23 protein-coding genes are annotated in these 24,151 nt (G+C 68.3%); 15 read left to right on the forward strand and 8 right to left on the reverse strand.

The window, feature by feature from the left end:
• Positions 1–54 precede the first annotated feature (54 nt).
• The 7 genes from AB0N59_RS10725 to AB0N59_RS10755 all read left to right on the forward strand — a co-directional run bounded on the left by AB0N59_RS10725 (position 55) and on the right by AB0N59_RS10755 (position 7,608).
• Positions 55–1,041, forward strand: a complete 987-nt coding sequence (locus tag AB0N59_RS10725) for a TerC/Alx family metal homeostasis membrane protein (protein WP_363482697.1) — start codon at positions 55–57, stop codon at positions 1,039–1,041.
• A 182-nt stretch (positions 1,042–1,223) separates the two neighbouring features.
• Positions 1,224–2,651, forward strand: a complete 1,428-nt coding sequence (gene leuC / locus AB0N59_RS10730) for a 3-isopropylmalate dehydratase large subunit (RefSeq protein ID WP_363482699.1) — start codon at positions 1,224–1,226, stop codon at positions 2,649–2,651.
• Positions 2,651–3,271, forward strand: coding sequence for a 3-isopropylmalate dehydratase small subunit (gene leuD / locus AB0N59_RS10735; protein WP_363482702.1), 621 nt, complete (start codon positions 2,651–2,653; stop codon positions 3,269–3,271). The genes leuC and leuD overlap by 1 nt, the downstream gene beginning before the upstream one ends.
• 104 nt (positions 3,272–3,375) lie before the next feature.
• A complete protein-coding gene (gene murA, locus AB0N59_RS10740; protein ID WP_363482705.1) occupies positions 3,376–4,740 on the forward strand; it encodes a UDP-N-acetylglucosamine 1-carboxyvinyltransferase in 1,365 nt (454 codons plus the stop codon).
• A gap of 4 nt (positions 4,741–4,744) precedes the next feature.
• Positions 4,745–5,494, forward strand: a complete 750-nt coding sequence (locus AB0N59_RS10745) for a lysophospholipid acyltransferase family protein (RefSeq protein WP_363482708.1) — start codon at positions 4,745–4,747, stop codon at positions 5,492–5,494.
• Positions 5,484–6,620 carry an NAD(P)H-dependent glycerol-3-phosphate dehydrogenase gene (locus AB0N59_RS10750; protein WP_204976423.1) on the forward strand — a complete coding sequence of 379 codons (1,137 nt, stop codon included), beginning with the start codon at positions 5,484–5,486 and terminating at the stop codon, positions 6,618–6,620. The genes AB0N59_RS10745 and AB0N59_RS10750 overlap by 11 nt, the downstream gene beginning before the upstream one ends.
• The gene (locus AB0N59_RS10755) at positions 6,526–7,608 is read left to right on the forward strand and encodes a D-alanine--D-alanine ligase family protein (protein WP_363482712.1); all 1,083 of its coding nucleotides are present in this window, start codon (positions 6,526–6,528) and stop codon (positions 7,606–7,608) included. Before AB0N59_RS10750 ends, AB0N59_RS10755 begins: the two co-directional genes overlap by 95 nt.
• Positions 7,609–7,646: 38 nt before the next feature.
• On the opposite strand, the gene AB0N59_RS10760 is transcribed toward AB0N59_RS10755, so the two are convergent.
• Positions 7,647–8,126 carry a DUF3515 family protein gene (locus AB0N59_RS10760; protein WP_363482715.1) on the reverse strand — a complete coding sequence of 160 codons (480 nt, stop codon included), beginning with the start codon at positions 8,124–8,126 and terminating at the stop codon, positions 7,647–7,649.
• A 23-nt stretch (positions 8,127–8,149) separates the two neighbouring features.
• On the opposite strand from AB0N59_RS10760, the gene thiL reads away from it, so the two are divergent.
• Positions 8,150–9,154, forward strand: coding sequence for a thiamine-phosphate kinase (thiL, locus tag AB0N59_RS10765; protein WP_363482718.1), 1,005 nt, complete (start codon positions 8,150–8,152; stop codon positions 9,152–9,154).
• A gap of 19 nt (positions 9,155–9,173) precedes the next feature.
• Here thiL and rsmD read toward each other — a convergent pair whose 3' ends face one another.
• Complete coding sequence (gene rsmD, locus AB0N59_RS10770; protein ID WP_363482721.1) at positions 9,174–9,749, reverse strand: 16S rRNA (guanine(966)-N(2))-methyltransferase RsmD; 576 nt, start codon at positions 9,747–9,749, stop codon at positions 9,174–9,176.
• 54 nt (positions 9,750–9,803) lie between these two features.
• On the opposite strand from rsmD, the gene AB0N59_RS10775 reads away from it, so the two are divergent.
• The 6 genes from AB0N59_RS10775 to mutM are packed head-to-tail and all read left to right on the forward strand — an operon-like array spanning position 9,804 to position 14,902.
• The gene (locus AB0N59_RS10775; protein WP_363482724.1) at positions 9,804–11,975 is read left to right on the forward strand and encodes an ATP-dependent DNA helicase RecG; all 2,172 of its coding nucleotides are present in this window, start codon (positions 9,804–9,806) and stop codon (positions 11,973–11,975) included.
• 25 nt (positions 11,976–12,000) lie between these two features.
• Positions 12,001–12,498 (forward strand): pantetheine-phosphate adenylyltransferase, encoded by a 498-nt coding sequence (gene coaD / locus AB0N59_RS10780; protein WP_363482727.1) that lies wholly within the window; start codon positions 12,001–12,003, stop codon positions 12,496–12,498.
• Positions 12,499–12,528: 30 nt separating this feature from the next.
• Positions 12,529–13,077, forward strand: coding sequence for a DUF177 domain-containing protein (locus tag AB0N59_RS10785; RefSeq protein ID WP_363482730.1), 549 nt, complete (start codon positions 12,529–12,531; stop codon positions 13,075–13,077).
• A gap of 2 nt (positions 13,078–13,079) precedes the next feature.
• The gene (gene rpmF, locus AB0N59_RS10790) at positions 13,080–13,289 is read left to right on the forward strand and encodes a 50S ribosomal protein L32 (protein WP_172989695.1); all 210 of its coding nucleotides are present in this window, start codon (positions 13,080–13,082) and stop codon (positions 13,287–13,289) included.
• 11 nt (positions 13,290–13,300) lie between these two features.
• Entirely contained in the window at positions 13,301–13,993 is a 693-nt protein-coding gene (gene rnc, locus AB0N59_RS10795; RefSeq protein WP_363482735.1) for a ribonuclease III, read from the forward strand.
• Between the two features lie 6 nt (positions 13,994–13,999).
• The gene (gene mutM, locus AB0N59_RS10800) at positions 14,000–14,902 is read left to right on the forward strand and encodes a bifunctional DNA-formamidopyrimidine glycosylase/DNA-(apurinic or apyrimidinic site) lyase (protein ID WP_363482738.1); all 903 of its coding nucleotides are present in this window, start codon (positions 14,000–14,002) and stop codon (positions 14,900–14,902) included.
• A 43-nt stretch (positions 14,903–14,945) separates the two neighbouring features.
• Here mutM and AB0N59_RS10805 read toward each other — a convergent pair whose 3' ends face one another.
• The 6 genes from AB0N59_RS10805 to AB0N59_RS10830 form a co-directional block, all read right to left on the reverse strand.
• Positions 14,946–15,467 (reverse strand): GNAT family N-acetyltransferase, encoded by a 522-nt coding sequence (locus tag AB0N59_RS10805; RefSeq protein WP_363482741.1) that lies wholly within the window; start codon positions 15,465–15,467, stop codon positions 14,946–14,948.
• A gap of 24 nt (positions 15,468–15,491) precedes the next feature.
• Positions 15,492–16,814, reverse strand: coding sequence for an FtsX-like permease family protein (locus tag AB0N59_RS10810; RefSeq protein WP_363482744.1), 1,323 nt, complete (start codon positions 16,812–16,814; stop codon positions 15,492–15,494).
• Positions 16,811–17,503 (reverse strand): ABC transporter ATP-binding protein, encoded by a 693-nt coding sequence (locus tag AB0N59_RS10815; RefSeq protein ID WP_363482747.1) that lies wholly within the window; start codon positions 17,501–17,503, stop codon positions 16,811–16,813. The genes AB0N59_RS10810 and AB0N59_RS10815 overlap by 4 nt, the downstream gene beginning before the upstream one ends.
• 84 nt (positions 17,504–17,587) lie before the next feature.
• Positions 17,588–18,691: a GNAT family N-acetyltransferase gene (locus AB0N59_RS10820; RefSeq protein ID WP_363482749.1), complete on the reverse strand. Its 1,104-nt coding sequence runs from the start codon at positions 18,689–18,691 to the stop codon at positions 17,588–17,590.
• Positions 18,688–19,782, reverse strand: a complete 1,095-nt coding sequence (locus AB0N59_RS10825; protein WP_363482752.1) for a GNAT family N-acetyltransferase — start codon at positions 19,780–19,782, stop codon at positions 18,688–18,690. Before AB0N59_RS10825 ends, AB0N59_RS10820 begins: the two co-directional genes overlap by 4 nt.
• A gap of 10 nt (positions 19,783–19,792) precedes the next feature.
• Positions 19,793–20,074, reverse strand: a complete 282-nt coding sequence (locus AB0N59_RS10830; RefSeq protein ID WP_363482755.1) for a hypothetical protein — start codon at positions 20,072–20,074, stop codon at positions 19,793–19,795.
• 534 nt (positions 20,075–20,608) lie between these two features.
• Between AB0N59_RS10830 and smc the strand changes: the two genes are divergently transcribed.
• Complete coding sequence (gene smc / locus AB0N59_RS10835) at positions 20,609–24,142, forward strand: chromosome segregation protein SMC (RefSeq protein ID WP_363482757.1); 3,534 nt, start codon at positions 20,609–20,611, stop codon at positions 24,140–24,142.
• Positions 24,143–24,151: the final 9 nt, after the last annotated feature.

Genomic DNA, 24,151 nt, shown 5'->3' on the forward strand with positions numbered 1-24,151 from the left:
ACATGCGGGGAGAGACTTTCGGTCATCACCAACCCTCCGAAAGGCGTCAATCCCTTGATTCCCGTCTGGTTCGAAGTCACGTCACTGATCGTGCTCACCGTGATCCTCATCGCGGACCTGCTCCTCATCCTGAAGCGGCCGCACATCCCCTCCACCAAGGAGTCGGCCCTGTGGGTGGGCTTCTACGTCACCCTCGCGCTGATCTTCGCGGCCACGCTCGCGTTCTTCGGCGACACGAAGTCGTCGCTCGACTTCCTCACGGGCTGGGCGATGGAGTACAGCCTGTCCATCGACAACCTGTTCGTCTTCGTGCTGATCATGACGCAGTTCTCGGTGCCGCGTCGCTATCAGCAGGAAGCGCTGATGGTCGGCATCATCATCGCGCTCGTGCTGCGCGCGATCTTCATCATCATCGTCGGCGCGGCCGTCGAGCACCTCAGCCCGATCTTCTACATCTTCGGTGCGTTCCTCGTCTTCACCGCCATCCGTCAGGCCATGCCCGACAAGGAGGAGGAAGACGCGAAGACCGAGAACTTCATCGTCCGCCAGATCCGCAAGGTCATCCCGATCAGCGACGAGTACGACGGCCCCAAGGTCCGCACGGTCGTGAACGGCAAGAAGATCTGGACGCCGATGCTGATCGTGTTCGTGTCGCTCGGGGTCACCGACCTGATGTTCGCCGTCGACTCGATCCCTGCGATCTTCGGCGTGACCACCAACCCGTTCATCGTGTTCACGGCGAACCTGTTCGCCCTCATGGGCCTGCGTCAGCTGTACTTCCTGCTCGGCGACCTGCTCGACCGCCTGCGCTACCTGCACTACGGCGTCGCGTTCATCCTGGGCTTCATCGGCGTGAAGCTGATCCTGCACGCGATGCACGAGAACGAGCTTGCGTTCATCAACGGCGGGCAGCCGATCGAGTGGGCGCCCGACATCAACAACTGGGTGTCCCTGGGCGTCATCTTCGCCTCGATGGCCGTGGCCACGATCGCCAGCCTGGTGGCCTCGCGCCGCGACCGGAAGGCCGTCGTCGAGAGCTGAACGCGACCTGTTCCGCTGTGTGAAACACGGCGAAGGACCACCCGTCGACGCCGTGTAAACTGACCGGCATGCGGCGGGTGGTTCTTCTTCTTAGCAGCCGCGACGGGACCTCGATCTAAGGCCTTCCTCGTCGCGGAGTCCATCATGGGCCGACTCTTCGAGCCATCAAAGGAACACACCGCATGACCAGCAGCACAGCGCCGCGCACTCTCGCCGAGAAGGTCTGGGACGACCACCTCGTCGTCAAGGGCGAGAACGGCGAGCCCGACCTCATCTACATCGACCTGCACCTCGTGCACGAGGTCACCAGCCCGCAGGCGTTCGACGGACTGCGCGCCGAGGGGCGCCCGCTGCGGCGTCTCGATCTCACGATCGCGACAGAAGACCACAACACCCCGACGCTCGCTATCGACAAGCCGATCGCGGATCTCACCAGCCGCACCCAGATCGAGACCCTGCGTCGCAACGCGGCCGAGTTCGGTGTGCGCCTGCATTCGCTGGGTGACGCTGAGCAGGGCATCGTGCACGTCGTCGGCCCGCAGCTGGGTCTCACGATGCCGGGTATCACCGTGGTGTGCGGCGACTCGCACACGTCGACCCACGGCGCATTCGGCGCCATGGCATTCGGCATCGGCACGAGCGAGGTCGAGCACGTGATGGCCACGCAGACGCTTCCGCTGAAGCCGTTCAAGACGATGGCGATCAACGTCGAGGGCACGCTGCGCCCCGGTGTCACCGCGAAGGACATCATCCTGGCCGTGATCGCCAAGATCGGCACCGGCGGGGGACAGGGCTACGTGCTCGAGTACCGCGGCAGCGCGATCCGTGCGCTCTCCATGGAGGGGCGCATGACGATCTGCAACATGTCGATCGAGGCCGGTGCACGCGCCGGCATGGTCGCACCCGACGAGACGACCTTCGCCTATGTGAAGGACAAGCCGCACGCTCCTCAAGGACAGGACTGGGATGACGCGGTCGCCTACTGGCGCACGCTGCCCACCGACGAGGGCGCGACGTTCGACGCTGAGGTCTTCATCGACGCGAACGAGCTCGAGCCCTTCGTCACCTGGGGCACGAACCCCGGTCAGGGCAGCTCGCTGTCCGCCTCCGTTCCCGACCCCGCTGCTTTCGCCGACGCCAACGAGCGCGCCGCAGCCGAGCGAGCCCTCGAGTACATGGACCTGGCTCCCGGCACCCCGCTGAAGGAGGTGAAGGTCGACGCCGTCTTCATGGGCTCGTGCACCAACAGCCGCATCGAGGATCTGCGTGCCTTCGCATCGATCATCGACGGCAAGAAGAAGGCCGAGGGCGTGCGGGTCATGGTCGTCCCCGGCTCCGCGCGGGTGCGCATCGAGGCGGAGGCCGAGGGCATCGACAAGATCGTCGAGGCGTTCGGTGCCGAATGGCGCTTCGCCGGATGCTCCATGTGCCTGGGCATGAACCCGGACCAGCTCGCACCCGGTGAGCGCTGCGCATCGACGTCCAATCGCAATTTCGAGGGCCGTCAGGGCAAGGGCGGCCGCACCCACCTGGTCTCGCCGCTGGTAGCGGCCGCGACCGCCATCCGCGGCACGCTGTCGAGCCCCGCAGACCTGGAGGCGAGCAACTGATGGAGAAGTTCACCACTCACACGGGCATCGCGGCGCCGCTCAAGCGCTCGAACGTCGACACCGACCAGATCATCCCGGCCGTCTTCCTCAAGCGCGTGACCAAGACAGGCTTCGAGGATGCCCTGTTCCACGGCTGGCGGCAGGACCCGGAGTTCGTGCTCAACCAGGCGGCGTTCCAGGGCGCATCGGTGCTCGTAGCCGGTCCGGACTTCGGCACCGGATCGAGCCGCGAGCACGCGGTGTGGGCGCTGCGCGACTTCGGATTCAAGGTCGTTCTCTCGTCTCGCTTCGCCGACATCTTCCGGGGCAACTCCGGCAAGCAGGGGCTCCTCGCGGCCACGGTCGAAGAGGCCGAGATCGAGCGCATCTGGCAGCTGATCGACGAGCGTCCCGGCCGCAAGGTCATGGTCGACCTCGAGGCGCGCACCGTCACGGTTCCCGGCGGAGCAGCCGACGCAGAGCCCGTCTTCCAGGCCTCCATCGGGATCGACGATTACACTAGATGGCGGCTCCTCGAAGGGCTCGATGACATCGGGCTCACCCTGCGCAACGAAGACAAGATCGCGCAGTTCGAGGCCCGCCGCGAATCGTGGCGGCCACGCACACTCCCGGTCCGATAGGAACGGGATGCCGTGGGCCGGGGGCCACAAGCCCCGCGGCATCCGCCGTAGATACGCAGACATCGCGGCGAACGCCACGACGTCCCGAAGAAGATGAGGCCCGAATGACGACACCGCCGCGAGTTGCTGTAGACGACCGGGTTCCGGCTCCAGCCGGATCCGTCCTCGCGATCCGCGGTGGAAGGCCGCTGCGCGGGCGCGTCGACGTCAAGGGTGCGAAGAACCTCGCCACGAAGGCGATGGTGGCGACCCTCCTCGGTGAGACCGCCAGCACGCTGCGTGACGTCCCCGACCTGAGCGACGTCGCCGTGGTGCGCTCGCTTCTCGAGGTGCACGGCGTCACCGTCACCGAGGGCGACGAGCCCGGTTCGCTGGTGCTCGACCCCAGTGAGGTCGAGTCCGCGCACTACGAGGAGATCGACGCTCACGCCGGCGCCTCCCGCATTCCGATCCTGTTCTGCGGGCCTCTGCTGCACCGTCTCGGCCAGGCGTTCATCCCCGACCTCGGCGGATGCCGCATCGGCGACCGCCCGATCGACTTCCACCTCGACGCCCTGCGCAAGTTCGGCGCTGTCGTCGAGAAGCAGCCGAGCGGCATCCGTCTCTCGGCACCCAACGGTCTCAAGGGCGCGAACATCCACCTGCCCTATCCGAGCGTCGGCGCCACCGAGCAGGTGCTGCTGACCGCCGTGCGCGCGCAGGGCGTCACCGAGCTTCGCAACGCCGCCATCGAGCCCGAGATCATGGATCTCATCGCGGTGCTGCAGAAGATGGGCGCGATCATCTCGTACGAGCCCAATCGCGTCATCCTCATCGAGGGCGTCGAGACGCTGCGCGGATACGACCACCGCGCCATCTTCGACCGCAACGAGGCGGCGTCGTGGGCGTGCGCCGCGCTGGCCACCGACGGCGAGATCTTCGTCGCGGGCGCCAAGCAGCAGGAGATGCTCACGTTCCTCAACGTCTTCCGCAAGGCAGGCGGCTGGTTCGATGTGCAGGAGGACGGCATCCTGTTCCGTCGCGAGGGCGAGCTCAAGCCCGTCATCGTCGAGACCGACGTGCACCCGGGGTTCATGACCGACTGGCAGCAGCCGCTCATCGTCGCCCTGACGCAGGCGGAGGGCCGCTCGATCGTGCACGAGACCGTCTACGAGAACCGATTCGGGTTCACCCAGGCGCTCGTGAAGATGGGGGCCGACATCGAGGTGCACCCGCACGGGCTGCAGGACGGGCCGCGTCGTGTGCCGCGTCGCGAGCTCGAGCAGGCAGCCGTGATCACCGGCCCGACCCCTCTGCACGCGGCCGATATCGTCGTGCCCGACCTGCGGGGCGGTTACAGCCACGTGATCGCCGCGCTGACCGCCGAGGGCGAGTCGCAGGTGTCCGGTGTCGATATCCTCAGCCGCGGCTACGAGAAGTTCCTCGACAAGCTCCGCGCCCTCGGCGCGGACTTCGACGTCGTCCGATGAGCTGATGGCCGCCTCTGAACGGAGCCGCCCCAGCCTCTTCTGGCCGCTCGCTGCGATCGTCATCCCCCTGGTGTCGCTGCTGGCGAAGATCAGAGTGGTCGGCGCCGAGAAGCTTCCCCGCGAGGGCGCGTTCGTGCTGGCGCCGAACCACTACTCGGAATTCGATCCGCTGATCGTCGCTATCGCGGTGTATCGCAGCGGACGCCTGCCGCGCTTCATGGCGAAGGACAGCCTCTTCCGCATTCCCGTGCTCGGCTGGATCCTGCGCAAGACGGGCATGATCCCCGTGGCCCGCGCGTCGTCGGCATCCGCTGCCAGGCAGACGCTCACCCAGTCCCGTGAACTCGTCGAGAACGGCAGAGGCGTCATCGTGTACCCCGAGGGCACGCTCACCCGCGACCCTGACATGTGGCCGATGCGCGGCAAGTCGGGCGCGGTGAGACTCGCTCTCACCGGCGACCTCCCGCTCATCCCGATGGCGCAGTGGGGCACCCAGGAGATCATGGGCCGCTATCAGAAGGGCCTGAGCCTGTGGCCGCTGCGCAAGCCCGTGCGCGTGCTCATCGGCGACCCCGTAGACCTGTCCGACCTGCGCGGACGTGCGGGCGACCCCGGTGTGCTGAACACCGCCACCGAGCGGCTGATGGCAGCCATCACCGCACTGCTCGAGGAACTGCGCGACGAGAAGGCCCCTGAGAAGCGCTGGAATCCCGGCGAGCACGGTCAGAAGGAGACGGGTCGCCTTGATTCATAAGCGCACGCCGCAGCCCTCGGGCACCCGTGCGGCCGTCGTCGGCGCCGGAAGCTGGGGCACGACCTTCGGAAAGATCCTGTCCGACGGCGGGGCGCAGGTCACGATGTGGGCCCGCCGGCCCGAGCTCGCACACGAGATCGACGAGGCGAAGCGCAACTCGAAGTATCTCCCGGGCATCAACCTCCCGCGCACCATGCGCGCGACCCACGAGCTCGCTCACGCGCTCGAGGGGGCAGAGCAGGTGTACCTGTCGGTGCCCAGCCAGACGCTTCGCGAGAACCTCAAGGCGCTGCGTCCGCTTCTCGCAGGACACGACATCCCGATCATCAGCCTGATGAAGGGCGTCGAGCGCTCGTCGGGCCTGCGCATGAGCCAGGTGATCGAGCAGGAGCTGCGCTGCGATCCGGACCGCATCGCGGTGGCATCCGGGCCGAATCTCGCCCTGGAGATCGCCCGCGAGCAGCCGACGGCTGCCGTGATCGCCTCCCGCAGTCAGGAGACGGCGGATGCTGTGGCTCGCACGGCCCGTAACAGGTACTTCCGCTCATTCGTCAACACCGACGTCATCGGCACCGAGTTCGGCGGCGTGCTGAAGAACCTGATCGCGGTCGCGATCGGCATCGTCGACGGCGTCGGATACGGCGAGAACACGAAGGCCTCGATCATCACCAGAGGTCTGGTCGAGATGACCGACTTCGCCGTCGCCAACGGCGCGCGTCCCGAGACCCTGCAGGGCCTCGCGGGCCTCGGCGACCTGATCGCGACCTGCCAGTCGCCGCTCAGCCGCAACAACACCGCCGGGCGACTGCTCGGTCAGGGCTACAGCTTCCACGATGTGGTTAAGCAGATGAATCAGACAGCCGAGGGACTCGCCTCGGTCGCTCCGATCCTGCAGCTCGCCCATGAGTCCGAAGTGCACATGCCCATCGTGGAGCAGGTGAAGATGGTGCTCGACGGACGCATGGATCCCCGGGACATCGCGCCGCACCTGACCACCGACGACGACACTCCTCAGGAGGAGATGACCAATCATGGACAAGCAGACGGTGGCGGTGCTCTTCGGCGGGCGTTCCAGCGAGCATTCGATCAGTTCCGCAACGGCGGGCGGGGTGCTGGCGGCGATTGACCGGTCGCGCTACGACGTGATCCCCGTGGGGATCACCCGTGACGGCGCGTTCGTGCTCGAGCAGGACGACCCCGCGAAGTTCACCCTGAACGCCGAGAGCATGCCCGAGGTCATCGACAACGGCACCCGCATCCGCTGGCCCGAGGCCGGGGGAGACCGCATGCTGCGGGTGGTCGCACCCGACGGATCGCTGGTCGACCTGGGCACGGTCGATGTCGTCCTGCCGATCCTGCACGGCGCGCACGGCGAAGACGGCACGATCCAGGGGTTCTTCGACACCCTCGAGATCCCCTATGCGGGCGGCGGGATCCTCGACTCGGCGATGTGCATGGACAAGCACTTCATGAAGGTCGCTCTCGAGGCCGACGGCATCGCCGTCGCACCGTGGGTGACGGTTCGCGAGCGTGTGTGGCGGAGGGATTCGACATCTCTGCGCGCAGCGATCGACGAGCTCGGCCTGCCGCTGTTCGTGAAGCCCGCCCGCGCGGGATCGAGTGTGGGCGTGTCGAAGGTCGCCGACCTCGGCGAGCTCGACGCGGCGCTCGAGATCGCGTTCGCAGAAGACGAGAAGGTGCTCGTCGAGACGGGCATCGTCGGTCGTGAGATCGAGGTGGCGATCCTGGATTCGGCCGACGGCGTGCGGGCATCTCTGCCCGGGGAGATCGTCCTCACCTCCCGCGGCTTCTACGACTTCGAGGGCAAGTACCTCGGTGGCGAGGGCGTCGACGTGGTGTGTCCTGCCGAGCTCTCAGATGCCCAGATCGCGGCGGTGCAGCAGGTGGGCGTGCGCGCGTTCGAGGCGGTCGACGGCAAGGGCCTCGCCCGCGTCGACGTGTTCCTGACCGCCGACGGCGAGATCGTCGTGAACGAGCTGAACACCATGCCCGGATTCACCCCGATCTCGATGTTCCCCAAGTGCTGGATCGCCTCTGGCCTGAGCTACGGCGACCTCATCACCGAGCTGATCGAGGGCGGCCTGCGCCGCTGATCGCCCTCGAGCGCTGAGCGCCCGGCTGCACCGGAGCGCTACTCGGAAAGCTCGTCGGGCGTCGTGCAGGCGCTCTCGGCATCGATCATTCGCAGGCCCGAGACGAGTCCTGGGCTCGTCAGCACGTTGTTTGCGCTGACGACCTCGGTGTCGACGAACACCTGGACGGCGGGGTCGCGGCCGTACGACGTCATGCGCATCTTCGGGGCCTCCGACTCGTCGACGAGCCAGTCGATGCCCTCGAGCGTCACGCACTGCAGCTCTGCGGTCGGGCCCGGCACCGTCACGCCGCACGTCACGATGACCGTGGTCTTGCCGTCCGAGCCGTAGGCGCCGGTCGCCTGGGCGTCGGTCCAGCGGCGATCCTGCTCGGCGATGCTCTGCGGCAGCCGCACGGTGACCTCTGCGCACTGGGGGTTGTTCGCGTCTTCGGCCGGCGTCAGCGCGACGGTCGTCGAGCAGCCGGTCAGAGCGAGCATCGCCGCTGCACAGGTGATCAGGGTGAGACGGCGAAGCATGATTCCAGGCTACCGTTGTCGGCATGGCACCCGGTTCCGACGACGACCCGCGCATCGGCGACATCTCGGAGGGAATGGTGCTTCGAGCAATCCTCGCGCGCACCGTGCCGGCGTCGCACGCGCTGCTCGGCCCTGGTGACGACGCGGCCGTGGTCGCCGCGCCGTCAGGGTCTGTGGTGGCGACCGCCGACACTCTCATCGAGGGCCCCGACTTCCGCCTCGCGTGGTCGAGCGGATACGAACTCGGCTGGAAGTCCGCCGCCGTCAACCTCTCCGACGTGGCGGCGATGGGCGCCGTGCCCACCGCGCTGCTCGTGTCTCTGGCGGTGCCCGCCGACACGCGCCTGTCGTTCGTCGAGGCGATGGCCGACGGCTTCCGTGAGTGCTGCTCTCAGCTCGCCCCCGGATGCTCGGTCGTCGGCGGCGATCTGACGGTCTCGGAGCTGCTGGTCGTCGCGGTCACGGCCCTGGGCGATCTCGGTGGACGTGCCGCTGTCACCCGCGCGGGTGCCAGGCCGGGCGACGTCGTCGCTCTCGCCGGCGAGCTGGGCGTCGCCGCCGCGGGTCTCGGTCTGCTGTTCAGCCGCTTCCGCGAGGGAGCGTCCCCGGTGCCGGTCGAACGCTCGATTCTGGATGCTGTGCAGCGGGGCGCGCTGGACCGGCAGCTGCGCCCTGTGCCGCCCGTCGCTCTCGGGCCGGCGGCGGCGGATGCCGGTGCCACCGCGATGATGGATGTGTCGGATGGTCTCGCTCTGGACGCCTCCCGCATGGCTGACGCGTCGAACGTGACGATCGAGTTCTCGGGAGCGGCGCTCGACGCGCTGGCTTTCGGCGGGGCACGGGAGCGGGCTCTGGGCGGGGGAGAGGATCACGGTCTGCTCGCGACTTTCCCTCCAGGCAGGATGCCGGAGGGGTTCGTGCAGATCGGCACGGTGAGCGCTCGCGCGGGCGCACCGGTGCTCGTCGACGGAGAGCCCGTGGCCGAGACCGGCTGGGACCCCTACCGCGATTGGGACCACGCGCGCTGACTGCGGGGAAGACGCTGACTCAGGCGCCGCCGTCCGCGATCTCCGCCCACCACACGCGGGTGTCTCCGTAGGCCTTCTCTCGCAGCAACGTGAGACCGGATGCCTCGAGATCCGGTGGCGTCGCCCGCTTGCCGCGCTCGATGACGACCACAGCGTCCGGCGAGAGCAGCGGAGCCAAGGCGACCAGGTCTGCGGTCATCGCCGCATCGTCGAGGTCATAGGGCGGGTCGGTGAACACGAGGTCGAACGGTCCCTGCGCGCGTGCGAGGTACGCCCGCACCGCGCTCTGGTGCACCTTCGCCGCGGGCGCCGCACCCATGGCCTTGGCCACCACTGCGGCGTTGCGGCCCACGATGTTCGCCGCCGGCCGAGATATCTCCACGAGATCGACGCGCTCGGCACCGCGGCTCCACGCCTCGAGGCCCAGCGCGCCGCTGCCTGCGTACAGATCCAGCACGCGCGCGCCGGCGATGGCATCCATCGATTCCAGCGCTCCGAAGAGCGACTCGCGCACCCGGTCGCTGGTGGGGCGGGTGCCGGCGCCCGGCACGTCCAGACGTGCGCCGCGCGCGGCGCCGGCGATGATCCTCGTCACCCGATCACGATACGACACGGCGGGGATGTCGCTCGTTCTCCCTAGACTCGGAGCATGCCCCTCGAGCTCGACACGCCGCTGACGACTGCCGTCGGCACGTCCACGGCCAAGACCCTCGACAAGGCGTTCGGCATGACCACCGTGGCCGAGCTGCTCGGGCACTACCCGCGTCGCTACGCCGACCGTGGTGAGCTGACGCCCATCCTCGAGCTCCCGATCGGCGAGACCGTCACGATCGTCGGCGAGGTGGTCTCTGCGACCGCACGCGAGATGCGCAACCGCCGAGGTGCGATGCTCGAGGTCATCATCGGCGACGGCGTGGGCCAGATGTCGCTGACCTTCTTCGCGAAGAACCTGGGTCAGGCCGAATGGCGGAAGAAGGAGCTGTCGGTCGGGCGCCGAGGCATCTTCTCGGGCAAGGTCGGCATGTTCAAGGACAAGGTGCAGTTCGCGCATCCCGACTACCAGCTCTTCGACGATACCGAGAGCGCGTACCGCCAGGCCGATGCGCTGCAGGACGTGCCGATCCCGATCTATCCGGCGACCTCGGCGATGCAGAGCTGGCAGATCGCCAAGGTGATCGGCGTCGTGCTCGATCAGGTCGGCGACGTGCCAGACCCGCTCTCCGAAGAGATCCGGACGCGAGAGGGCCTGCTGACGGCGCGACAGGCGATCGAGTCGATCCACCGCCCACGGCGACGCGCCGACATCGACCCCGCGGTCCGCACGCTGCGCATGCACGAGGCGCTGGTGCTGCAGACCGCCCTGCTGCAGCAGCGGATCCAGGTGCGGTCGCTCACAGCGACTCCCCGGGTGTCGCGCGCGGGTGGACTGCTCGAGCGCTTCGACGCCATTCTGCCGTTCACCCTCACTCCCGACCAGCAGCGCGTGGGCGCCGAGATCGCCGCCGACCTCGCCGCTGACCGGCCGATGAACCGGCTCATCCAGGGCGAGGTCGGCTCCGGCAAGACGCTCGTCGCTCTGCGGGCCATGCTGCAGACCGCGGAGTCCGGGGGGCAGGCGGCGCTCATCGCCCCTACCGAGGTGCTCGCCGCTCAGCATCTCCGCTCGATCACCAAGATGCTCGGTCCCGACATGGCGGCCGAGCTCATCCCGACCCTTCTCACCGGCCAGATGTCGGCTCCGGCACGGCGTAAGGCCGCGCTGCGGGTCGCATCGGGTCAGTCGCTGATCGTGATCGGCACCCATGCTCTGCTGTCGGAGAAGACGACCTTCGCCGATCTCGCGCTCGTCGTCGTCGACGAGCAGCACCGGTTCGGCGTCGAGCAGCGCGAGATGCTGCGAGCGAAGGGCACGGCGCCGCACGCGATCGTGCTGACGGCGACGCCGATTCCTCGTACCGTCGCGATGACCGTGTTCGGCGACCTCGACACGTCTGTCATCCGGTCGATGCCTGCGGGTCGTGCGGGCATCAAGACGCACGTGGCGCCGCTGGCCGAGCACCCGGAGTGGTTCCAGCGCGTCTGGGCGCGCGCGGCCGAGGAGATCGCCGACGGCAGGCAGGTGTTCGCGGTCTGCGCGGCGATCGACACGACGAAGGACTCGGGGGAGTCCGGCGACGAGCCCCCTCCCGACGTCGAGGGCAAGGGCCCGCGGTGGGGAGTCGTTCAGCTCGACGAGCTGCTGGCGACGCATCCTGTGCTGGGCGGAGTGCGCCGGGCGGTGCTGCACGGCAAGATGCCCGCCGACGAGAAGGACGCCGTGATGCGCGCGGTCGCGCGCGGCGAGATCGACCTGCTCATCGCGACCACCGTGATCGAGGTGGGCGTCGATGTTCCGAACGCCTCGACCATGATCATCCTCGATGCCGACCGCTTCGGCGTCTCACAGCTGCACCAGCTGCGTGGCCGCGTGGGGCGAGGCGAGCACCCCGGTCTCTGTCTGCTCGTCACAGAGGCGGAAGGCGGCTCACTCGCCCGCGAGCGGGTCGAGGCGGTGGCTGCGACTCTCGACGGCTTCGAGCTCGCCGAGGTGGATCTCGAGCTGCGCGGCGAGGGCGACGTGCTCGGGGCCGCGCAAGCAGGCGTCAAGTCGTCGCTTCGTCTGCTTCGGGTGGTGAAGGATGCGGGGCTCATCGCGTACGCCCGCGACATCGCGGCCGACATCCTGAAGGACGACCCGTCGCTGCTCGATCACTCCGGACTCCGCGTCGCGATCGCCGGGCGGGTGAGCGACTCCGACCGGGCGGCACTCAGCAAGAACTGAGGAAGCGGTGCCCTAGGCTGGTGTCGTGAATTCTCGGATCGCCGTCGTTCCCGGATCATTCGATCCGCCCACGCTGGGTCACCTCGATGTCATCTCGCGCGCGGCTCGTCTCTACGACGAACTGCACGTTCTCGTGGTGCACAACCCCGGCAAAGAGGCGATGCTGCCGATCGCGCAGCGCCTCAACCTGCTCGAGCAGTCGATCGCCGAGGCCGGCATCGAGGGTCACATCATCGTCGGGTCATGGAGCATGGGCCTCCTGGTCGACTATGCGCGCGATGTGGACGCCGGTGTGCTGGTCAAGGGCATCCGGTCGCAGGTCGATGTGGCCTACGAGTCCCCGATGGCGATCGTGAACCGTCACCTCGCCGACATCGAGACCGTCTTCCTGCTGCCCGACCCCGCTCACGCCATGGTGTCGAGTTCGCTGGTGCGGCAGGTCGCGGGCCTCGGCGGCGACGTCTCGCCATTCGTGCCGCCCGTGGTCGCCTCGTTCCTCGACACCGGAGCCCGCGGGCTCTGAGCCGGGTAGCATAGCGGGGTGAAATCCCGAGTGAACGGCCCCTTCTTCCTTCCCGTCCGCGACATCGTCCGCAAGCCGGGAGAGATGCGCGAGCACCGCTTCGAGGTGACCCTCGCAGAGAAGTGGGGTGAGGGCATCGTCTCGGTCGACGCCGGCGAGACCCTCGATCTCGACGTGCGTCTGGAGTCGGTGCACGAGGGCATCCTCGTGTCGGGAACGGCGGACACGGAGTACTCCGGAGAGTGCGGTCGATGCCTCACAGAGATCTCTGCGCCTGTCGAAGTCGAGTTCCAGGAGCTTTTCGCGTATCCTGGTGAGGAAGAAACTGACTTCGAAGTTCAAGACGACCACGTGGATCTTGAAACTCTGGTCAGGGATGCGATCGTGTTGTCGCTTCCTTTTCAGCCGGTGTGTCAGCCGGACTGCCCGGGTCTCGACCCGAACACGGGTGAGAGGCTGACCGAGAGCACTGGCGCAGAGAGCCCCGCTCCCATCGATCCTCGATGGAGTGCGCTCCGACAGATCACAGACCAGGACGGTGCGGCAGAGAGCCGCCCCGCCGAGAAAGAAGAGAGCTAGTCATGGCTGGTAACCCCCCGAAGCGCAAGGTCTCCCGTTCGAACACCCGCTCGCGCCGCGCGCAGTGGAAGGCCGAGGCTCCCGCGCTGGTCAAGACCGTCGAGAACGGCAAGGTCGTCTACAGCCGCCCCCACCAGGCGAAGGTCGTCACCGACTCGCAGGGCACCGAGCTGTTCCTCGAGTACAAGGGCCGCAAGGTCGCCGACGCCTGATCGGATCGGTCATGACCGAGATTCTCGCGAGGAGAGCCTCGCTGATCGAGAAGCTCGGCGTGGACATCGATCCCGAGCTGCTGGAGCGGGCGCTCACGCACCGTTCCTACGCCTATGAGCACGGCGGCATCCCGAACAACGAGCGCCTCGAGTTCCTCGGGGACTCGGTGCTCGGTCTCGCGGTGACCGTCATGCTCTTCACCACGCATCCCGACCTCGACGAGGGCGAGCTGGCGAAGCGACGCGCGAGCGTCGTGTCGACTGTCGCCCTCGCCGAGGTCGCTCGCGGTATAGGCCTCGGTGAGCACCTTCGCCTCGGTCGGGGCGAAGAGCAGACAGGTGGGCGCGACAAGGACTCGATCCTCGCCGACACCATGGAAGCCGTCTTCGGCGCGACGTTCCTGTCGGCCGGGCCGGATGCTGCGACCGAGCTGGTGCTGCGGCTGACGGAGCCGCTGCTGGCCGACCCCGAGCGCTATGGCGCGGCGATGGATCCGAAGACGAGCCTGCAGGAACTCGCGGCACGGCTGGGGTCGACACCGCCTGTGTACTCGGTCGAGTCTGCCGGCCCCGACCACGACCGCGTCTTCACAGCGACGGTTCGGGTTGGCGATCTGGCGTGCACCGGTGTGGGCACGAGCAAGAAGACGGCGGAGATGGCCGCAGCCCTCACTGCCTGGCGACAGCTCAGCGACCGGGTCTGAGTCGGCGTGCCCGAACTTCCCGAAGTCGAGGTCGTACGCCACGGCCTCGCCCCTGCTGTCACCGGTGCGCGAGTGCTGTCGGTCGACGTGCTCGATGAGCGCGCGCTCACCAGGCATCCGCTCGACGCCGCTGACTTCGTCGGTCGGCTCGAAGGCCGGGACGTGCTCGGTGCGGCCCGACGAGGCAAATTCCTCTGGCTGCCCCTCGCAGACCGAGCAGGAGAGTCGGAGGCCCTCGTCGCGCACCTCGGCATGAGCGGCCAGATGCTGCTGCGGGATCCGGACGCGCCGCTCGAGCGTCACGAGCGCGTGCGGCTGCGCGTCGAGCATGCCGCTCACGGCGTGCTCGCGGTCGTCTTCGCGGATCAGCGCACCTTCGGCTCGCTGGCGGTCGACAGGCTGCTGCCCACTCCGGACTCCGCCCCCGGCGGCTACGGCAGTGCGGACGCCCGCGTGCCCTCGCAGGTCGCGCACATCGCTCGGGATGCCCTCGATCCGGCGTTCGACGAGACGATGTTCATCATGAAGGTCCGCCGTCGGTCAAGTGCGATCAAGCGGATCCTGCTGGATCAGACGCTGGTCAGCGGCATCGGCAACATCTACGCGGACGAATCGCTCTGGGCCGCACGGATCCACCCCGAGACCCACGGCACGGCGATCTCGGTGCAGGCGCTGCGTCGTCTGATGGCCGAGGTGCGTCTGGTGCTCGAGAAGGCACTCGCAGAGGGCGGAACGAGCTTCGACGCGCAGTACGTGAATGTGAACGGACAGGCCGGGTACTTCGCACACAGTCTGAACGCGTACGGCCGCGGGGGAGAGGCGTGCCCGCGGTGCGGCGGGCCGATCCGCCGCGAGGCCTTCATGAACCGCTCGAGCCATTACTGCCCGCGCTGCCAGCGGAGGCGCTGAGCGCGATCTCGATCGATCCTTCGACGACGGCTCGGCAGCGTGGTCAAGACACCGCTGGCCGATCGACCGCGAATGCCAGATGTGGCATGTCCACACCGCGGTAGTGCTTCATGAACCGCCCGCGAACCGTCATCCCGAGCCGGATCGCGACGTTCATCGAGGCGATATTGGTGTCGCGCACCTGCGCCCAGACCCGCTCCACGTTCAGCGCGGCGAACGCGTGATCGCGGCAGCCTGCCGCCGCCTCGGCCGCATACCCGCGGTGCCAGTGCGCCCGGTTGAAGAGGTAGCCGACCTCGATGACGTCGTCGTCGAGGATGTGCTGCCGCGTGAGCCCGCATTGGCCGATCATCTCGCCGCTTCCAGAGAGCACCACGGCCCACAGCCCGAAGCCGTCGTCGCGGTAGCGGTCGCGCATTCGGGCGAGCCACGCCTGCACCATCTCTTCGTCGAATGCCCCTTCGTACGCGGTCATGGTCTCGGCATCCTGCAGGATGGCGCGCAGCGCGGGCAGGTCGTCCGCGGTCATCTCACGCAGCTCGAGACGTGGTGTGCGCAGGATCATCCGATCAGTCTGCCAGCGCAGCCGTCACACCGTCGTGAACGAAGGTCGCAGCAGCGGGCGCGTTGCGAGAGTGCTGAGCCATACGAGCAGGATGCCCGAGACGAGCACCGCGGCGATGGTGAGCAATGACAGAGGAGCGATGATCAGCGTCGCCCCCAGAAGCGGGAGCACCACGATGCCGGCGCACGCAGCCGAGCCGAGCGCCGTGACCAGCAGCGGTGACATGATCGCGCGCCGGCGCGCCGCGTCCACCGTCTGCATCGGCATACCCAGGTGATGCAGACTGCGGTGCAGACCGCGCTGGTCGAGCACATCGGACGCCTGCGTGACACCGACGGACGCGGCCACCATGAGGAACGATGCGACCAGCGTGATGATCAGGCCCGTGCGCATGTCGACGATGAGCTGAAGATCGGCGGATGACGGGTTCGAGGCGCTCATGGAGTTCATGAGCGACACACCCGTGCCGGCGAACACCGCCATGAAGCTGGCCATCGCTATGCCGCCCACCTGGCGCCACGCGGCCTTGGGATCGTCCAGCACTGTTCGCGCAGCGAGGAGGCGAACTGCCGTCGCCGCGGTCTTGGCCTGACGACGCGATGTGACCTTCAGCGCCCACGGGCCGATCAGGTTCAGCAGGGCGAGCGCCCCGCCGAACAGGGCCGCGAGCAGCACCGTCACCGACACCGTGCCCGCAAGCGCCGGCACAAGCTGCGCGAGCATGAACGCCGCGGCCAGCGCCACGAGGGCGAGTACGGCTCGCAACCAGTGAACGTTCGAGGCCTGCGCGCGCATCCGCACGCCGAGAGGCGAGATCACGACCCTGCGCAACCCGAGAATCGCGCTGACCGCAGCGAGCAGCAGGGCGCCGGTGGCGATCGCGACGATCTGCAGGGGTGGAAGCAGCACGGCCGACGCGCCGAGAGCCGCGCCGCGGAACGGGATGAGACCGATGAGAGGCGAGAGCAGAAGATGACCCAGCACGCCGACAATCGCGCCTGCGGCGGCGATCAGAGTGGACTCGATCACGGTCAGCGCGCCGACCGCAGCAGGAGTCGCGCCGAGCAGACGCAGGGTCGAGAGCCTCTCGTCGCGCCGCCGCGCCGACAGGCGGGCCGCTGCACCCTCGAGCGAGGCCAGCGGGATCACGAGCAGCACCAACGCGACGGCGGCGAGCACCTGGTACATCTCCGCGTACTCGCCGTCCCACGTCCAGAACGACTGCGCACCGCCGACGACTGTCAGAACGAGGGCGGTGACGACCGCGAACGCGGTCGCGGGGATGACGACGGTCGCCGCACTCCCCGGGGCAGGGCGGAGCAGCATCCGGATCACGCCCGGGTTCATGCCTGCACCTCCGAGACGATCGCGCCGTCGCGCATCGACAGCGTGCGCGAGCAGCGGGCAGCGACCTGAGGATCGTGCGTCACGACGACCAGCGTGCGTCCCTGGCCGGCGGTCGACCAGAGCAGCGCATCCATCACCTCGCTCGATGTGTAGGAGTCCAGTGCTCCCGTCGGTTCGTCGGCGAAGATGAGCTCAGCCCCGGTGACCTGCGCGCGAGCGATCGCGACGCGTTGCGCCTGCCCGCCCGACAGCTCGCCGATCCGGCGCTCCTCCATGCCCGCGAGTCCGAGTGACTGCAGCCAGCCGGCCGCATGCGTGATGGCCGCAGGTCGCTTCATGCCGTTGATCATGAGAGACAGCGCCACGTTCTCGATCGCGGTCAGCTCAGGGATCAGCAGTCCCTGCTGGAACACGAAGCCGAAGCGCTCGCGCCTCAACCCCGACCGTGCGGATTCGCCGAGGGCGGTGACATCGACCGGCGCACCGGAGGCGGGATGGAAGGACACTGTTCCGGCGTCAGGGCTCACGATGCCGGCGAGCACGTGCAGCAGTGTCGTCTTGCCCGAACCAGACGCGCCCATGATGGCGAGAGACTCGCCCCGGCGCACCTCCACATCCACACCGGCGAGAGCGCGAGTCGCACCATAGGACTTGGTCAGAGTTCGAGCGGAGAGCACGGGATCGGTCATGAATCCAGCATCCGCCTGGGCACACCGCCGGATCATCGCACCGGAGGATGATCCCGTGGTCGGGGGATCATCCTCCGGGATGATTCACTCGAGCTTCTTCTGCCAGGCGCCCGCGTACGAGACTGGAGCGAAGCCCATCGCCTCGTTGATGTCGAGCATCGGGCGGTTCTCCTCCGCGTTGAACGTGGTGATGCGCGGCGACCGCGGCGCGATTCCCCGCCACCTCAGGATGTTGGCGCACTTCACGATCTGGCCCAGGCGGTGTCCGCGGTGCTCCTTGAGCACGAGGGTGCAGTACTGATGGGTCACCCCCTCGGGATCGCTGCCCGTGACGAGCTCGTTGAAAGCGGCGAGCGTTCCTGTCGGCACGTGCTCGACCGCCGACACCGAGACGGTCTGCCCGCCGTCGACGAATCGTGCATCTCGTCTCGCGATGCGATCCGCGTCCCAGATCTCTTCATCGATCTCGAGATCGCCGCTCGGCGCGTCCGTCGACATCCGCGACAGTGCCCACGCGTACCCCGAGCGCAGCTCGGGCGGGGTCGGCACCGTCCATTCGACCAGTTCGTACTCGGAACCCGCGACGGCCAGTGCATCGGCGAGCATCCGCTCGATCGGAGCGAGATCGCCCTGCAGGTCGAAGGCGCTGTTGCGCTCGACCTGCTCGAGTGTGAAGCCGGCGTCGGCGAGCAGCTGAGCGTGCGGCGTGCGCGAGACGCGCCCCCAGCCGGTCTTCGGAACCAGCGGCGCTTCGCCAGGAGACGGCCGGTGCAGCGTCCAGGCCTGGATCACCTTGCGGCCGAGTGCACGCACTTCGGCTTCAGCAGCGGCGAGCAGCGCCGTCTCGATGCCGCGTCCCCAGTTGTCGGGGAGCACCATCAGGTCGACCTCGGCGCTGGTGGGCTCCGCCGTCGCGTGGCTCACCGTCACCGCGCCGACGATCTCGCCCGCCTCGCGGGCGAGCAGCGTGAGATGCACCTCGTCGGTGCTCTCGCGCCAGTGCGGCAGCATCTCCTCGGCGCTGCGATCGAAATCGCGCATGCCCGTGTCACTCAGGCAGATCGCGTTGTTCAGGGCGACGAACGAGTGGAACTCCGTCGCATCCGGGCTGTCGAGCGTCTCTGGAACCGTCAGCGCGGTGATCGTCAGAGCCGCAGAGGTCCCGTCGGTGGTCGTGGTCATGCTCATGTGAGGTCCTTCCTCCAGGCGCCCTCATAGGCGATCGGGGTGAAGCCGACGGCTTCGTTGATGGAGAGCATCGGCCGGTTCTCCTCGGCGTTGTACGTGGTGACGCGGGGTGAAAGCGGGTGACGCGCGCGCCAGGCGAGCAGCCCGGCGGTCTTCACCAGCATCCCGAGTCGGTGTCCACGGTGCGTGGACAGCACGAGGGTGTCCCACTGGTGCGAACCGGCCGTCGGGTCTTCGCCGATCGCGAGTTCGTTGAACGCGCACAGCTCGCCCGTCGTCACATGCTGAGCTGCCGTGACCAGCATCGACCAGCCGCGCTGGGCGATGCGGGAATCCTGGCGGCGTACTCGATCGGCGTCCCAGGTCTCCTCGGGCATGCCGAGCTCGCCGTCCGGCGCGTCGGTCGACATGCGCGACTTCATCCACGCGTACCCGTCGATGTGCTCGTCGGGGGTGGGGATCGTCCACTGCACCACGCGGTAGTCACCCGCATGTGCGGCCGCATCGTCACGAAGCGCCGCGAGCCGATCCGCCGTGCCCTCATCCCAGACCAGCGCACTCCCGCGGGCGACCTGCTCGAGGCGGAAGCCCGCGCGCTGAAGGAAGCGCGCCGTGCGGTCGAGCGGAGCCGACCCGAAACCGGTGGGGGAGTCGAGCCGGGGCAGCGATGCCTCGGCCTCGTGGTGCTCCGACCAGTTCAGCAGCTTGCGCACGCCGGCATCCCGCGCCACCGTCTCGACCTGAGCGTACGCGGCTGGTCCGATGCCGCGGCCCCACGCACGACGCAGCAGGGCGACGGTCACGAACGCGGTCTCGCCGCCGTCATCCAGCACGATGTCGAGCGCGCAGCGCCCGACGGTGTCGCCGTCGAGCTCGATGGCCCAATGGCGTCGATCGCGGTCGGGCGTGGACGAGAGCGTCGACAGCAGCTCGGAGGCCGTGAGACAGTCGTCGTCGCGCCCGGTGGTCTCGACGAGCATCTCGTTGCGGACAGCAGCGTAGGCACGAACAGCGGGGGACGGCCCCGCGTCCGCTCGGGCGGCAAGCTCGAGCGGACGCAGGGTCGCGCCGGCGGGAAGGGTGATGGACATCATCTGCCTCTCAGAGCATGTTGCGCTGCAGGCCCCAGGCCAGCAGATTGATCGCTTCGGTCTCACGGATGGGCCGGCGGTCGAGATCCGGAGTGAGAGTGGTGGCGGTCGCACGGGCCCTGGTGCTGCGCTGCAGCAGCCAGAGTCCGATTCGGAAGGAGAGCCGGTCGGCGAGCGTCAGACGCTGCAGATCGTCTCGGTCGGGGATGCTGATGGTCTGACGACCCTCGGTATCCGGCGGATGGATGGATGTCGATTGCTGCCGGTGATCGGTCAGCAGAACGGTGCTCACGATGTGTGCGCTTTCTGTAGGGATGGCTGGGCGAAGCCACCGCCGCGGACGGCGGAGTCGGCGCCCGGGGACGCAGCATCGCCGAGAGGCGGGCCGATACGGAGTTCGGCCCGGCGTCAGGATGCTGACGGGCGTGGCCCGCAATGCGGGCGGTGGTCGGCTGCCGGAAAGGCGGCGACGGCGATCATCGATCAGACGCACCGAGGCGTCTGTGAAATCGGAAGAGGCGGGGTGGTTCTAGCCCTGAGAACGGGCGAAGGTCACCGACATGGCGGCGTATGGCGCGCGCACTGGCGACTTGGTGAAGAACCAAGCGGCGTTGTTGTTCGTAATCATCGGTGACCCCCTCTCTTGTGATCGGACGTAACGCTAGTGAAGATTCACAGCCCGCGTCAAGCATTTCGTTTCGCATCGGCGTGTCGCGAGTCGGGGTCAGAGGCGGCGAATGAGCCTGAAGCGGCGCGGAATCCCCGTCATTCCGGCTGTTTCCGGTAGCGTCTCACCCGTGAATCCCATGACCCCGAAGGCGCCGGCATGCATCTGAAGAGCCTGACGCTGAAGGGCTTCAAGTCGTTCGCCCAGCCGACCTCATTCGTGTTCGAACCCGGGGTGACGTGCATCGTGGGGCCGAACGGCTCGGGCAAGTCGAACGTCGTCGACGCCCTCGCCTGGGTCATGGGGGAGCAGGGGGCCAAGACCCTGCGCGGCGGCAAGATGGAGGACGTCATCTTCGCCGGCACCTCGACACGGGGGCCGCTCGGCCGCGCGGAGGTGCAGCTGACCATCGACAACAGCGATGGCGCCCTGCCCATCGACTACGCCGAGGTGACGATCAGCCGCACGCTGTTCCGCAACGGTTCCAGCGAGTACGCGATCAACGGGTCGAGCTGCCGCCTTCTCGACGTGCAGGAGCTGCTCAGCGATTCGGGGCTCGGCCGCGAGATGCACGTGATCGTCGGTCAGGGCCGGCTCGACACCGTGCTGCAGGCTTCGCCAGAGGACAGAAGGGGCTTCATCGAAGAGGCCGCAGGCATCCTGAAGCACCGTCGCCGCAAGGAGAAGACGGTCCGCAAGCTCGACGCCATGGAGACCAACCTCACCAGGCTCAGCGACCTCGCAGGTGAGATCCGACGCCAGCTCAAGCCGCTCGGACGCCAGGCCGAGATCGCGCGGGAGGCGCAGACGATCGCCGCCGTGGTCAGGGATGCCAAGGCGAGGCTCTTCGCCGACGACGTGGTGGCCCTGCGTTCAGCCCTCGCCGATCACACGCGCACGGAGCACGAGCGGCACACCGAGCGACTCGTGCTCTCCGAGCAGGCCGACGGCGTGCGCGCGGGCATCCAGCGTCTCGAGCAGCAGCAGAACTCGGCCGCCGTCGACCGCGCGCGCAGCATCGCATTCGCTCTGGAGCAGTCGCAGGAGCGCATGCGCAGCCTCTACACGCTCGCGAATCAGCGCCTCGCCCTGCTCGGCAGCGAGGAAGACGATGCTGTCACCGCCATCACCGTCACGCAGGACACGATCGACGAGGCGGCAGACGAGGTCACGCGCATCTCGGAAGGGCTCGGCGATGCACAGGATGCCGCGGTCGCGGCCAGCCGCGAGGTCGTGAACGCGCGCGCCGAGCTCGACACCCTAGACGTCGACATCGCCGAGCAGAGCGCGCTGGTCTCGCAGTACGACATGCGCCTGAGCACGCTGCGCGGCAACGCCGACGCCGCCGCCTCGGCACTCGCCGCCGTGCGCGGCGCCGTGCTGCGACAGGAGCAGGCCCTCGAGTCGGCGCACCAGCGGCGTCGGGAAGCGGCCGACGCGCTGGAGGCGATCGACGAGGCCCACGCCCCTGAAGGCTCTGCGGCCGAATTCGCAGCCGCGTACGACGCTGCGCAGAAGGAGGTCACGGCGGCCGAGGCCGAGCGCGACTCCCTGCGGGAGCGACTGCATGAAGCGGAGCGAGAGGCGGACTCGCTGACCGCCAAGGCCGCCGCGCTCACGAGCGCGCTCTCGCTGTCTGGCGGAGCAGCCGAGATCGTGGCATCCGGTGTGCCCGGTGTGCGCGGGCTGGTGGGCGATGCGGTGCAGGTGAGGGCTGGATTCGAGGGTGCGGTCGCCGCCGTGCTCGGACCGCTCGCCGAAGGGGTGCTCGTCGATGAGCCGCACGTGGCCTTCGCTCTCGTCGCCGAGGGAACCAGGGGAACGGTCGATTTCGTGATCGCCGAGGGCACGGTCGCCGCCGAGGCGATCGGCACGAGTGCCGGCGGTGTCGTGCCTGCCATCGACGTCGTCGACGCACCCCACGGCGTGCGCGGGCTGCTCGCCGCCGTGCTGATCGCCGACGACCTCGCGGCGGCGCGCACGGCGAGGGCGGCGCTGGACGAGCTGGGCGACGACAGATCGACCATCGTCACGAAGAACGGCGAGGTCGTCACCGCACATACCCTGCGCGGTGGATCGGGGGAGACCTCGCGACTCGAGCTCGCCGCGGAGCGCGACGCCGCAGCCGAGCGGCTCGCCGAGGTCAGGACGATCGTCGATGCTCTGAGAGAGGCCCGCATCGACGCCACAGATCGCGTGGAGACCGCGCGCCGCGTGGCGAAGGATGCACTGAGAGCGCTGCGCGAGCACGACGCGGCGCTTGCGAACCATGCGGAGCAGGTCAACCGGGTGACCGTGCAGCACGAGGCTGCGGTCGCCGAGTGCGATCGCCTCGAGACGAGTCTCGCGCAGGCGCAGTCCGCCGTCGCGGACGCCGAGCAGAAGGCGGGGGCCGCGAAGACCGAGCTCCATGCCGCCGAATCCGAGCCGCGCCCAGTGCTCGACGCCTCCGCGCGCGATGGACTCCTCGAGGCGCTGGAATCCGCTCGTGAATCAGAGGTGCGAGCACGGCTCGAGATCGAGACGCTGCGGGAACGCGTGCGTGCGGCGCAGGCGCGGGTCGTCGCCCTCGAGCGCCAGCGCGAACAGGAGCGTGACGCCGCCGCGGAGGCAGCGCGACGGGCGGTGATCCGCCGCGGGCAGCGCGCCGCAGCATCGGCCGTCGCCGAAGAGCTGCCCCGCGTGCTCGACTCGATCGACCGGTCCGTCAGCGAGGCGCGCGTCGCCCTCGCCGCGGCTGAGGCAGAGCGCTCGGCGCACAATGAGGAGCTCGTCTCTCTGCGCAAGCAGGAGACCGCGCTGCGAGACCGTCTCGCCGCCCTCACCGAGAGCGTCCACGGCCTCGAGCTCCAGATCCACGAGAAGAAGCTCCACGTGACCAGCCTGCTTGATCGAGTGGCGTCGGAGCTGGCACTCGAAGAAGATATTCTCGTTGCGGAATATGGCCCGGATCAGCCGATCCCGCGCGATCCAGGCGCGGAGACAGATGATGAAGACGACCATGAGGCCGCCGTCATCCCGTTCGACCGGCGCGTCCAGGAGCGTCGTCTGAGAGAGGCGGAGCGCAAGCTCGCTCAGCTCGGCCGGGTCAACCCGCTCGCGCTCGAGGAGTTCGCCGCTCTGGAGCAGCGGCATGCGTTCCTCACCGAGCAGCTCGCCGACCTCACCAAGACTCGACAGGACCTGCTCACGATCATCGCGGAGCTCGACGAGCGCATGCAGACGATCTTCGCGGCAGCGTTCGAAGACACGAAGCAGGCGTTCGGCGAGGTCTTCCCGCTTCTGTTCCCCGGAGGCTCGGGCAGCATCTCGCTCACCGATCCCGACAATATGCTGACGACCGGCATCGAGGTGGCCGTGCGCCCGGTCGGCAAGAAGATCGAGCGGCTCTCCCTGCTGTCGGGTGGTGAGCGGTCTCTCGCGGCTGTCGCCCTGCTCGTCGCGATCTTCAAGGCCCGGCCCAGCCCGTTCTACATCCTCGACGAGGTCGAGGCGGCGCTCGACGACGCCAATCTGGGCCGTCTACTGACGGTCTTCGAGCAGCTGCGCGAGAGCTCGCAGCTGCTGGTGATCACGCATCAGAAGCGCACGATGGAGATCGCCGACGCGCTCTACGGCGTGTCGATGCGGCAGGACGGCGTCTCGGCGGTGGTCGGCCAGCGTGTGGGCGACCGAGCCGCAGCGTCCGCCTGATCCGCATCG

The sequence above is a fragment of the Microbacterium sp. NPDC089321 genome, from assembly GCF_040684935.1.
Lineage (GTDB): Bacteria > Actinomycetota > Actinomycetes > Actinomycetales > Microbacteriaceae > Microbacterium.